At 67.1% G+C, this 11,868-nt stretch carries 12 protein-coding genes and 1 riboswitch; of the genes, 7 read left to right on the top strand and 5 right to left on the bottom strand.

Annotated features, from left to right (window positions below; translation table 11 throughout):
- Positions 1 to 187 precede the first annotated feature (187 nt).
- The 7 genes from BAU06_RS24500 to BAU06_RS24470 all read left to right on the top strand — a co-directional run bounded on the left by BAU06_RS24500 (position 188) and on the right by BAU06_RS24470 (position 6,607).
- Positions 188 to 1,069, top strand: a complete 882-nt coding sequence (locus tag BAU06_RS24500) for an alpha/beta fold hydrolase (protein ID WP_066356825.1) — start codon at positions 188 to 190, stop codon at positions 1,067 to 1,069.
- A 72-nt stretch (positions 1,070 to 1,141) separates the two neighbouring features.
- Entirely contained in the window at positions 1,142 to 1,369 is a 228-nt protein-coding gene (locus BAU06_RS24495) for a DUF1289 domain-containing protein (RefSeq protein ID WP_066359725.1), read from the top strand.
- Between the two features lie 202 nt (positions 1,370 to 1,571).
- Positions 1,572 to 2,603, top strand: coding sequence for a glycosyltransferase family 4 protein (locus tag BAU06_RS24490; protein ID WP_066356822.1), 1,032 nt, complete (start codon positions 1,572 to 1,574; stop codon positions 2,601 to 2,603).
- Positions 2,596 to 2,724: riboswitch (S-adenosyl-L-homocysteine riboswitch) on the top strand. It overlaps the preceding gene by 8 nt.
- 124 nt (positions 2,725 to 2,848) lie before the next feature.
- Positions 2,849 to 4,267, top strand: coding sequence for an adenosylhomocysteinase (ahcY, locus tag BAU06_RS24485; RefSeq protein WP_066356821.1), 1,419 nt, complete (start codon positions 2,849 to 2,851; stop codon positions 4,265 to 4,267).
- 66 nt (positions 4,268 to 4,333) lie between these two features.
- Positions 4,334 to 4,672: a phage holin family protein gene (locus BAU06_RS24480; RefSeq protein WP_066356819.1), complete on the top strand. Its 339-nt coding sequence runs from the start codon at positions 4,334 to 4,336 to the stop codon at positions 4,670 to 4,672.
- Positions 4,669 to 5,514, top strand: a complete 846-nt coding sequence (gene metF, locus BAU06_RS24475; RefSeq protein WP_066356816.1) for a methylenetetrahydrofolate reductase [NAD(P)H] — start codon at positions 4,669 to 4,671, stop codon at positions 5,512 to 5,514. The genes BAU06_RS24480 and metF overlap by 4 nt, the downstream gene beginning before the upstream one ends.
- Positions 5,515 to 5,665: 151 nt before the next feature.
- Positions 5,666 to 6,607 carry a CDP-diacylglycerol diphosphatase gene (locus tag BAU06_RS24470; RefSeq protein WP_156770327.1) on the top strand — a complete coding sequence of 314 codons (942 nt, stop codon included), beginning with the start codon at positions 5,666 to 5,668 and terminating at the stop codon, positions 6,605 to 6,607.
- 183 nt (positions 6,608 to 6,790) lie between these two features.
- Here BAU06_RS24470 and BAU06_RS24465 read toward each other — a convergent pair whose 3' ends face one another.
- From BAU06_RS24465 to BAU06_RS24445, 5 genes are all read right to left on the bottom strand, one after another.
- Positions 6,791 to 7,654 (bottom strand): proteasome-type protease, encoded by an 864-nt coding sequence (locus BAU06_RS24465; RefSeq protein WP_066356812.1) that lies wholly within the window; start codon positions 7,652 to 7,654, stop codon positions 6,791 to 6,793.
- A gap of 85 nt (positions 7,655 to 7,739) precedes the next feature.
- Positions 7,740 to 8,540, bottom strand: coding sequence for a transglutaminase family protein (locus tag BAU06_RS24460; RefSeq protein ID WP_066356810.1), 801 nt, complete (start codon positions 8,538 to 8,540; stop codon positions 7,740 to 7,742).
- Positions 8,541 to 8,574: 34 nt separating this feature from the next.
- Positions 8,575 to 9,546: an alpha-E domain-containing protein gene (locus tag BAU06_RS24455; protein WP_066356808.1), complete on the bottom strand. Its 972-nt coding sequence runs from the start codon at positions 9,544 to 9,546 to the stop codon at positions 8,575 to 8,577.
- A gap of 2 nt (positions 9,547 to 9,548) precedes the next feature.
- Positions 9,549 to 10,979, bottom strand: a complete 1,431-nt coding sequence (locus BAU06_RS24450) for a circularly permuted type 2 ATP-grasp protein (protein ID WP_066356805.1) — start codon at positions 10,977 to 10,979, stop codon at positions 9,549 to 9,551.
- Between the two features lie 264 nt (positions 10,980 to 11,243).
- Complete coding sequence (locus BAU06_RS24445; RefSeq protein WP_066359721.1) at positions 11,244 to 11,867, bottom strand: 5-formyltetrahydrofolate cyclo-ligase; 624 nt, start codon at positions 11,865 to 11,867, stop codon at positions 11,244 to 11,246.
- Position 11,868: the final 1 nt, after the last annotated feature.

The raw sequence follows: 11,868 nt of genomic DNA, 5'->3' as shown, positions 1-11,868 counted from the left end.
CGGCGCGGGGAAGTCGATGGATTATCAAATGCAATTTGATAAAGCTTCCAATCGAAGTTGATTATAGATGGCGCGCCCGCCCCTAAACTCGGACGTCGTACGCGAGCTGGATCGCCGCTGCCAGGCGCGGTAAGCTCGCCTGCCGCTTCGGCGGATACACACGCGTGCAGCATCGAGGGATACACACATGACATCGTTATTGGACTTGCCGGTGCGCCGGTTCGACGTCAATGGCACGCAGATCGCCGCCCGCGTGGCCGGCGACGGGCCGCCCTTGCTGATGCTGCATGGCCATCCGCAAAGCAGCGCGATGTGGCACCGGGTATGGCCCGCGCTGACCGCGCGCCACACCTGCATCGCGGCGGACTTGCGCGGCTACGGCGATAGCGGCAAGCCGGCCGCCGCGCCGGACCACTCGGCGCATTCCAAGCGGGCCATGGCCGCCGACATGGCGGCGCTGATGCGGCAACTGGGGCACGAGGAATTCAGCGTCCTGGCGCACGACCGCGGCGCGCGCGTCGCCCACCGCCTCGCGCTGGACCACGCCGACCGCGTGCGCCGCATGATGCTGCTGGATATCGCCCCCACGCTGGACATGTACGAGAACACGACGCGCGCGTTCGCGCAGGCTTACTACCATTGGTTCTGGCTGATCCAGCCGGCGCCCATGCCGGAAACCATGATAGGGCGTGATCCCGTTTTCTATGTGCGCTCGATCATGGGCGGCCGCCCCGGCGGCCTGGCGATCTTCGATCCGCGCGCCCTGGCGGAATACGAGCGCTGCGCGGCGTTGCCGGGCCTGCCCACCGGCATCTGCGAGGACTACCGCGCCTCCGCCACCATAGACCTGGAACACGACCGCCAGGACCGCGCCGCCGGGCGCCATGTGCGTTGCCCCTTGCTGGTGCTGTGGGGCGCGCGCGGCGCCGTGGGCCGCAACTTCGATGTCCTGGCCTTGTGGCGCAACGTCGCCCGCGACGTCCAGGGTCATTCCGTGGACGGCGCCCACTACCTGGCCGAAGAATTGCCCACGCAGATCGGTGAGGAAGCGCTGCGCTTCTTTGCCTGACATTGTTGGAAGGCCGGCCCAGGCTTACCCCGGCGGCCCGGCAGGGGTTCCTTGCCGGTGTATCCTTTCCGCATGTCCGACCCGATTCCCGATCTTTGCCCGCCGTCCGCCAAGGACGCCGACCGTGTGTTTTCCGCCACGGATTCCCCCTGCGTGGCGGTGTGCTCTACCTTGTTCGACGAAGTCTGCCGCGGCTGCGGCCGCACCGCCACGGAGGTCTCGAACTGGGTTTTCCTGAGCGACGAGGAAAAACAGATCGTGTGGCAACGCATCAAGGCGCAGGGATATCCGCGGCGCTGAACCGGGGCCGGCGCATCCCGGCGCCGCGCGCTTGCGGCATTGCATCGCGATTGCCACCGCCGCTCGCGGCTCCGCCCATCGCGGCTCCACCATCCCGGCTTACACGATTCATCGCGACAGCGGCCGCGCATCATGACTGTCGCCACGGTGTCATAAACCCGGTGCCAAATAGGGGCTTTCCTGGCCATCCCATGAAAACCCCATGCTCATCGCGCTGGTTACGGATGCCTGGCATCCGCAAGTGAACGGGGTTGTCCGTACCTGGACGACCATGCTGAAAATCCTCCGCGGCTGGGGCCACGAGGTCATTGTCGTCAGCCCGGAAGGCAGCCGTACGGTGCCGGCGCCGTCGGAGCCCGACCTGCGCTTGTGCATACAGCCGCGCAAGCAGCTGAAGCGGATCTTGGGCGATGTGGTGCCGGATGCCCTGCATATCGCCACGGAAGGCCCGCTGGGCCTGGCCGCGCGGCGCATGGCGCTGCGGCGCGGCTGGCGGTTCACCACTTCTTTCCACACCATGTTCCCCGATTACCTGCAGGCGCGGATGGGCATCCCGGCGTGGCTGCCCTGGCGCTACATGCAGTGGTTCCACAAGCCGTCGCAGCGGGTGCTGGTGCCCACGCCCACGGTGCGCGACACGGTGGCGCGCCATGGCTTGAAGAATCTGCAGGTGTGGTCGCGCGGCGTGGACGCGGAACGTTTCCAGCCGGGGCCGCGCGACGTGTTCGCCGACCTGCCGCGGCCGATATTCCTGAGCGTGGGGCGCGTCGCGCGCGAAAAAAACCTGGACGCCTTCCTGTCGCTGGATCTGCCGGGCAGCAAGGTAGTGGTGGGGGGCGGTCCGGATGAGGAACGGCTGCGCCGCAAGTATCCGGGGGTGCGCTTCACGGGCATGCAGGCCGACGATATGTTGCCCCGGTACTACGCGGCGGCGGATGTTTTTGTCTTCCCCAGCCTGACCGACACCTTCGGCCTGGTCATGCTGGAGGCACTGGCCTGCGGTACGCCGGTCGCGGCGTTCCGCACGGATGCGCCGCTGGCCGTGATCGAGGATGGTGTCACCGGTTTCCTGCGCGACGACCTGCGCCAGGCCTGCCTGGATGCCCGCGCGCTGGACCGGAACGCGGTGCGCCAGCATGCATTGACGCGCACCTGGGACGCCATCGCCATGGATTTGCTGGACGCCCTGGTTCCGCTGACTCCGGCGACCCGCTACAATATTGCCCACGCCTGAGGAGCGCTGCGACGGGGCAAGGCAACAGGCCAGGGCGGATGCCCGGCAGAATGTCCCCCGCCAGGCTCAGGCAACCAGCTGTCGCGCATCGCGTGGCGGCATGCAACGGCGCTCACCTTTGTCGCATGCGTGGCAGAGGCGGGCGCGCCAACCATCGGTGGGGTCCCGGCGGAATCGCCAGCCGGGTATTGCGCACGTTTCGGGCCGCGGTGTGGCGCCGTCCGTTTACACGTGGAGCCAAACCCATGAACACCGTTTCCGAAAAATCCGTTTCCGACTACATCGTTGCCGATATCGGCCTGGCCGGCTGGGGCCGCCGCGAAATCGCCATCGCGGAAACCGAAATGCCCGGCCTAATGGCCACGCGTGAAGAGTATGCCGCCGCGCAGCCGCTGAAGGGCGCGCGCATCGCCGGCAGCCTGCACATGACCATCCAGACCGCGGTGCTGATCGAAACCCTGAAGGCCCTGGGCGCGGAAGTGCGCTGGGCCTCCTGCAATATCTTCTCGACGCAGGACCATGCCGCCGCCGCCATCGCCGAAGGCGGCACGCCGGTGTTCGCCGTCAAGGGCGAGACGCTGACCGAGTACTGGGAATACACCCACAAGATCTTCGAATGGCCCAACGGCCAGCACGCCAACATGATCCTGGACGACGGCGGCGATGCCACGCTGTTGCTGCACCTGGGCGCCAAGGCGGAAAGCGATGCCTCCGTGCTGGCCAAGCCGGGCAGCGAGGAAGAGCGCGTGCTGTTCGCCGCCATCAAGGCCACCCTGGCCCGCGATCCCAAGTGGTATTCCACGCGCCTGGCCCAGATCCGCGGCGTCACGGAAGAAACCACCACCGGCGTGCATCGCCTGTACCAGATGTCCCAGCGCGGCGAACTGGCCTTTGCCGCCATCAATGTCAACGACTCGGTCACCAAGTCCAAGTTCGACAACCTGTACGGCTGCCGCGAATCGCTGGTGGACGGCATCAAGCGCGCCACCGACGTGATGGTCGCGGGCAAGATCGCCGTGGTGGCCGGCTACGGCGACGTGGGCAAGGGCTGCGCCCAGGCACTGCAGGCGCTGCGCGCACAGGTCTGGGTCACGGAAATCGATCCGATCTGCGCCCTGCAGGCGGCGATGGAAGGCTACAAGGTCGTGACCATGGAAGAAGCCGTGGACAAGGCCGATATCTTCGTCACCGCGACCGGCAACTACAACGTCATCACGCGCGACCACATGGATCGCATGAAGGACCAGGCCATCGTCTGCAACATCGGCCACTTCGACAACGAAATCGATGTCGCGTCGCTCGAAGACTGCAAGTGGGAAGAAATCAAGCCGCAGGTCGACCACGTGATCTTCCCCAACGGCAAGCGCATCATCCTGCTGGCCAAGGGCCGCCTGGTCAACCTGGGCTGCGCCACGGGCCATCCCTCTTTCGTGATGTCGTCGTCGTTCACCAACCAGACGATCGCGCAGATCGAGCTGTTCACGCGCAACGATGCCTACGAAAAAGGCCAGGTCTACGTGCTGCCCAAGCAACTGGACGAAAAGGTCGCCCGCCTGCACCTGAAGAAGCTGGGTGCCAACCTGACCACGCTGCGGCCCGACCAGGCGGCCTACATCGGCGTGTCGGTGGACGGCCCGTTCAAGAGCAATCACTACCGCTATTGATGGTGTAGTCTTTGGGGGACGGCGACGTCGCCGTCCCTTTTACACCCTTATGCGGGAGATTCGAACATGACCCTGATCCTTGTCTGGATCCTGAACGCGGTGGCCTTGCTGGTGGTGGCGTATCTGCTGCCCGGGATCTCGGTGGCCAGCTTCGGTTCGGCGCTGATCGCCGCCCTGGTGCTGGGACTGCTGAACATGCTGGTCAAGCCGGTGCTGGTGCTGTTGACGCTGCCCATCACCATCGTCACGCTCGGTCTCTTCCTGATCATCCTGAATGCATTGTTGTTCTGGTTCGCCGGCTCCATCCTCAAGGGCTTCCAGGTCAACGGCTTCTGGTGGGCGGTGATCGGTGCCATTCTGTACAGCATCATCTCCGGCCTGCTGTCCACGCTGCTCGTCTCATGACCGATACCAATACGCCGGCATATAGCCTGGAATTCTTTCCGCCGCGCGACATCGCCGCGCAGGAGCGCCTGTTGCGTGCGGCCAAGCAGATGCTGGCCATCCACCCGCGCTATGTCAGCGTGACATTTGGCGCGGGCGGCTCCACCCGCGAAGGCACGGCCGGTACGGTGCGCATGCTGCGCAACCTGGGCGTGGACGCCGCGCCGCACCTGTCCTGCGTGGGCGCCACGCGGGCGGACCTGCGCGCCATCCTGGCGTCGTACCGCGAAGAAGGCGTGCGCCAGGTCGTCGCCCTGCGCGGCGACCTGCCTTCGGGCATGGGCGGCGATGCCGGCGAACTGAAATACGCGCGCGACCTGGTCGCCTTCATCCGCGAGGAAACCGGCGACTGGTTCCACATCGAAGTGGCCGCCTATCCCGAAATGCATCCGCAGGCGGACAACCCCACCAGCGACCTGGACCATTTCGTGGAAAAGGTGCGCGCGGGCGCCAATAGCGCGATCACGCAGTATTTCTTCAATCCCGACGCGTACTTCGATTTCCTGGAGCGCGTCGCGGCCAAGGGCGTGTCCGTGCCTATCGTGCCGGGCATCATGCCCATCACCAACCACACGCAGCTGGCGCGGTTCTCCCAGATGTGCGGGGCCGAGATCCCGCGCTGGATCCGCCTGCGCCTGGCCGAATTCGGCGACGACAAGGCATCGATCCGCGCCTTCGGCGTGGACGTGGTCACGGACCTGTGCCGCAAGCTGCTGGACGGCGGCGCGCCGGGGCTGCACTTCTATACGCTGAACAGCGCCGAGGCGCCGATGGCGATCTGGAAGAATCTGACCGCCGTGTGACACGCGCGGCGCCCGGCGCCGTGCTGTTGCGGGCGTTGAACGGACGCGCGGACATCGCGCGCCGCATCGACGCAAGTGCTTGCCGGGCCGCTACGATATCCGCCGCCTCCATGGACCCATGGATGGCTGACCGATACCGAAAAGGCCCGCGGTGCAAGCGCGTAATCTTCCCATCGTTGCGATGTTCCTGCTGGCGGCCATGCTGCCCGCGCTGCCGGCCGGCGCCGCGCCCCAGGCTGCGGTAAGACCCGTTCCCGGCCCGGGCTGGACCGTGCAGGAGAGCCGCGGCGTATTGTGGCGGGTGGTCCGGCAATGCGTGCGGACCGCGCAACACCGTGGCGTACCCGCGCAGGACAAGGACGACGGCGCGCGGCCGGCAGGGGCCGCGGACGGCACGGAGGCACCGCCGGGCCCGTACGCCGCGCCAGACGTCTCCCGGCCCAACGCCTGCGCCAGGGTCGATGTCCCGGGCGGATACATGGTCTTGAAGGACCATAGCCCCGGCAAGCCCTATGCGTTCCTGCTCCTGCCCACGGACCCTGTCACCGGCATCGAGGACTCGCGCCTTTGGGTGACCGGCGGACCCAATTACTGGCGGGCGGCTTACGAGAACCGCGGCTACGTGGAAAAAGTCCTGAAGCGTCCGCTGCATCGCACGCAGTTCGGCTTCGCCGCCAATTCCATCTATGGCCGCAGCCAGGACCAGCTGCATATCCACATCACCTGCCTGCGTCTGGACGTCGCGGCCACCCTGGCGCGCAGCGTCGGCCGCCTGAGCGGCACGCACTGGACCCTGCTGCCGCCGATGGCAGGACGTGGGCATCGATATCGTGCCCTGTTGTCGGATGACGCCACGCTGGCGCGCACGGACCCGGCGCGCCTGCTGGCCAGCGACGTCTATCCCGATGGCTCCATGCTGCCCCACACCTTGTTCATGGCGCCCGTCACGCTGGCCGATGGCCGGCCGGGCTTCGTCTTCCTGGATGGCGAAGCGGACCAGGATGCGCGGCATGGGCGCGCCAGCGCCGCCAGCAACCGCGGCGCGTCAGAGGAACTGCTTGACAACAGCTGCGCCATCGCCAAGCCGGATTGATATGGATCGCGGCGGCCCGCTGTCGACAGGCACAGGACGGGCGCGGCAGGCTGTGGGGTGAGACAGGCCGCGGCGCAGGCCGCCTCCAGGCATCGGCGGCGCTTGCCGCCGTGGCGGGCGGGCAGCGCGGCTACGCGCCGTGGGCATCCATACTGCCGCTCAGCCGCATAGCCGCATAGCCGCTCAGCCGGGCTGCGAGGGCTCCCGGCCTTCGGCCAGCGCCTGGACCGGGGCGACTTCGGTGGGTTCGGCGCTGCCCGGCAGGACGCGTACCGGCTGATGGATGCGGCCGGGGGGTACCAGGCTGTCGGGCGAGCACGGATTGGTCCAGGCCGGGTCTTCGATTTCCGCGAAAACCTGGCGCAGTCTTTCGCCCCAGCTGTTGCGTATCATCTGGAAGTAGGCGTTGTGCTCGTCGATATTGGCGAAACGCGTGACGCGCAGCGAATTGGCCTCGTACACGAGCAGGTCCAGCGGCAGCCCTACCGAGATATTCGAACGCAGGGTGGAATCCATGGAGATCAGCGCGCACTTGGCGGCCTCGTCCAGCGTGGTGCCGGGTTCCAGCACGCGGTCCAGGATGGGCTTGCCGTATTTGGACTCGCCGATCTGGAAGTAGGGGCATTCCGCGTGGGCCTCGATGAAGTTGCCCGCCGAATAGATCTGGAACAGGCGGCAGCGCTCGCGCCCGATCTGCCCGCCGAAGATCAGCGTGATATTGAATTCCACGCCTTGCTCGTGCAGCGCTTCGGCGTCGCGGCGATGTACCTCTCGGATGGCATCGCCCACGATGCGCGTGGCCTCGAACATATTGGGGGCGTTCCAGATGGAACCGGGGTCGGCGCTGTCGTGCATGGCCAGCATATTGACGACCGACTGGCTGATGGCCAGGTTGCCGGACGTCATCAGCACCATGACGCGCTCGCCGGGACGCTCGAACACGTTCAGCTTGCGGAATACGCTGATCTGGTCCACGCCCGCGTTGGTGCGTGAATCCGCCAGGAAAACCAATCCCGCATGCAGGCGGGCCGCGACACAGTAAGTCATGGATGCTGGAGAAGAGGCAATCCAGGCATTTTATTAAACCCGGCGGAAAACGACAGCCGGGCGTCGGTGCCCCGCAACAGCGCGGCTACTGTTGCGCAGCCTGCACCTGCACGCTGACCATCATGGATTCGTTGCCGCCGCCATGGCGCACGCCCCGCACCGGGCTGGCCGAGTCGTAATCGCGCGCCACCGCCAGCCGGCAATGGCAGTCCGAGGCGAACTGACGATTGGTGATGTCGACGCTGCACCAGGCGCCGCCCGGCAGCCAGACGTCGGCCCAGGCATGGCTGGCGGCATGTTCGGCCACCGTGTACAGATAGCCGCTGACGTAGCGCGCCGGCACGCCCAGGGCGCGTGCGCAGGCCAGGAACAGGTGCGCATGGTCCTGGCAGACGCCGTGGCCCAATTCCAGGACCTGGGACGCCACCGTGGTGACGTCGGTGGTTCCGGGCTCGTAGGCGACGCGATCCGAGATGGCCTGGGCCAGCTTCAGGGCGTCGCCCGGTTCCTGCAGGCCGCGCGGCAATACCCGCGCGCAGAAGTCCGCGATGGTGGCGTCGGCCAGCGTCAGTGGCGTGGGCACGCGGAAGGCGTCCACCGGCAGGCGGGTTTCCTCGCTGGTCAGAAGGCCTTCCGTCAGCGGGTCGATCTCCACCTGGCCGGTGACCAGCAGCTCGATTTCGTTGTGCTGGCGGTTCAGTGTAAGGGTGTGGGTGGTGTTGCCGTAGGCGTCGACCTGTTCGGCCAGGTCGCCGGGCGCATGGATGTGCCAGCGCAGCGAGCGCTGGTGGTCCTCGCCGCGCGGGGTCAGCCTGAGGGTCTGGATGCTGTAGGCCACCGGCGCGGTATAGCGGTACTGGGTGACGTGTCGGATGGAGTGTCTCATGCCCGTTTTCCTGTGGCGGCGATGCGCGCCACGTCTATGCCGAAAGCTGCAGCAGAAAGTCCTGGCTGATGCGGTTGCCCAGGTCGTTGACGCGTGCCAGGAAGCGTTCGAGGAAGCCATGCAGGCCGCCCGCGATGATGTCCTCCACCTTGCCGTAGCGCAGTTCGGAACACAGCATGCCGGCGCGGCGTTCGGTTTCCGCGGACCGCTCGTTGGACACCAGCGCCAGGTTGTCGGTGACGGCCTGCATGGAGCTGAGCAGGGAACGCGGCATGTCGCCGTGCAGGATGAGCAGTTCGGCCACGCGGTCGGGCGTCACGACGTCGCGGTACACCTTGCGATAGACCTCCAGCCCCGACACGGAGCCCAGGATGGCGGCCCAGCGGTAGAACTCGTCGCGCACCGCCATGCCGCGCTGCATGTCCTGGCGGCCCGCGTCGACCGTGTCGTCATACTCGTGGAATTTGACGTCCAGCATGCGCGCGGTATTGTCCGCGCGTTCCAGGTGCATGCCCAGCCGCATGAAATACAGGGCCTCGTCTTCCAGCATGGTGCCCAGCGCGACGCCGCGCGCCACATGGGAGCGGAACTTGACCCACTCGAAGAACTCGCCGGGATTGCGTTCCGGCAGTTCCGAGCGCAGGTGCCGCAGCAGCTCCAGCCAGGTGCTGTTGTACGTCTCCCAGACTTCGGTGGTCAGGCTGCCGCGCACGGCGCGGGCGTTCTCGCGGGCCGCCCGCAGGCAGGCATAGATCGAAGACGGATTGTCGGGCTCGCGCACCATGAAGCGCAGCACGTCGCGCGCCGTGCCTTCGGGATGGCGCTGGTCGAACAGGGTTTGCAGCTCGGAGATGCGCATCAGCGCGCGCCAGGACCGTTCGCGCGAAGCGGGGTCCTGCGGCAGCAGGGACATCTGCAGGCTGACGTCCAGCATGCGCGCCATGTTTTCCGCGCGCTCCATGTAACGGCACATCCAGAACAGGCTGTCGGCGGTGCGGCTGAGCATGGTCATTCCTCCAGCACCCAGGTGTCCTTGGTGCCGCCGCCCTGGCTGCTGTTGACCACCAGCGAGCCCTCGGTCAGCGCGACGCGGCACAGCCCGCCGGGCACCGTGTGTATCTCCTTGCCGCACAGGACGTAGGGGCGCAGATCGACGTGGCGCGGCGCGACGCCGCTTTCCACGTAGGTGGGTACCGTGGACAGCGCCAGGGTGGGCTGGGCGATATAGGCCCCCGGGTTGGCGCGCACCCGGTCGCGAAAGGCATCCACCTGCGCCCGTGTCGACGAGGGCCCCACCAGCATGCCGTAGCCGCCGGCGCCGTGCACTTCCTTCACCACCAGTTCGTGCATATTGGCCAGCACGTGCGACAGCTCGTCCGGCCGCGCGCAACGCCAGGTGGGCACGTTCTGCAGGATGGGCTCCTCGCCCAGATAGAAGCGGATCATGTCCGGAACGTAGAGGTAGGTCGATTTGTCGTCGGCGATGCCGGTGCCGATGGCGTTGGCCAGCGTGATGCGGCCGGCGCGGTAGACCGACAGCAGGCCCGGCACGCCCAGCGCGGAATCGGCGCGGAAGGACAACGGGTCCAGGAAGTCGTCGTCCACGCGGCGGTAGATCACGTCCACGCGCCGCGGGCCGCGGGTGGTGCGCATATAGACGGTGTTGTGGTCGACGAACAGGTCGCGGCCCTCCACCAGTTCCACGCCCATCTGCTGCGCCAGGAAGGCATGCTCGAAGTAGGCCGAGTTGTACATGCCCGGGGTGAGCACCACCACGGTGGGATCGTCGTTGCCGCGCGGCGCGACCTCGCGCAGATTGTCCAGCAGCAGGTCGGGGTAGTGGGCGACCGGGCCGACCTTCAGGCGGCTGAAGGCGTCGGGCAGCAGCCGCATGGACATCTTGCGGTTTTCCAGCATGTAGGAGACGCCGGACGGCACGCGCAGGTTGTCCTCCAGGACGTAGAAGGTACCCGCGCCCGCGCGCACCACGTCCACGCCGGCGATGTGGCAGTAGATGTTCTCCGCCACGTCGATGTCCTGCATCTCCGGCCGGTACTGGGCATTCAGGAACACCTGCTCGGCCGGCACGATACCGGCGCGCACGATGTCGTGTCCGTGGTAGATGTCGTGCAGGAACATGTTCAGGGCGCGCACGCGCTGCTTCAGCCCCGCTTCCAGCTGGCGCCATTCATCCGCGGGGATGATGCGCGGGATGAGGTCGAAGGGAATCAGGCGTTCCGTGCCGGCGTCATCGCCCGCCACGGAAAACGTGATCCCCACGCGGCGGAAATTGAAGTCGGCTTCCAGCCGCCGTGCCGCCATGACCTCGTCGGTCTGCGTGGCGAGCCATTGCCCCAGGGCGCTGTAGTGCGGGCGCACGTCGCCCGTACCGTCGTACATCTCGTCATAGGCGCGGACGGGGCCGGACGGCTGGTCCATGGTGCGCTCCTCCCGGTCGGGGGCGGCCGGCTTCGCCCCTGTAGGTGGGCGATAGACGGGGGCGCCCGTTTACGACTGGAAAGAAAGCAACACCTGTGCCAATTTTGCGGCGCGGGAAAGCGTTGGCGATGCACGGGCCCGGTGCCTGGACGGCGCCCGATCGCGGGCGGTGGACGCACCATTGTGGTGCGAAAGCCAGCGTCTCCGGGAAGCGTGCGGCGCCGGCAGGCCGGCGGAGTCTCCCACCGGCGGGCGCCCGGCGGTTCAGGGCGCCTTGGGGACCCAGCCGTCGGGGGTCAGGATGGCGTCGAGGCGGACGTCGTGCGGTTCAGGCACGTGCGTATCGTCCAGGCGCCCGACGGTCCAGGCGATGCCGATGGCGGTGTAGCGATGGCCGGCGTCCTTCAGCGCGGACAGGGTGCGATCGTAGTAGCCGCCGCCGTAGCCGACGCGATCGGCCTGTCCCGTATAGCCCAGCGTCGGCACCAGGATGAGCTCGGGCGTGACCGTGGCGCCCGGCAGCGGCTGCGGGATGCCATAGGCGCCTTCCTGCATGGGGGCGTCGGGCGACCAGGGCCGGAACTCCAGCGGCTGGCCGGCGCCGGTCACGGCGGGCAGTGCCACGGTGATGCCCGCTTCCACCCATTGGTTCAGCAGCGGCCGCAAATCCGGTTCGTCCGCCAGCGGCCAGTAGGCGGCGATGACAGACAGTTCCGGCCGCCCGGCCTGGCGCGCGGCTTCGCGCGCCAGCGCGACCCACGTGAACAAGCGGCCCCGCATGAGCAGCCCGCCCCGTTGGCGCTGCGCATCGTTCAACGATGCACGGGCCTCCCGCAATCGCTTGCGCACCGGTACTGCGTTATCCTTCAGCGTATTTTTGGTAGTCATT

Origin of the sequence: Bordetella bronchialis, assembly GCF_001676705.1 — a bacterium.
GTDB classification, from domain to species: Bacteria; Pseudomonadota; Gammaproteobacteria; order Burkholderiales; family Burkholderiaceae_B; genus Bordetella_C; species Bordetella_C bronchialis.
Note: the sequence above shows the minus strand (reverse complement) of the source record. Positions and strands in the feature narration are given on the sequence as shown.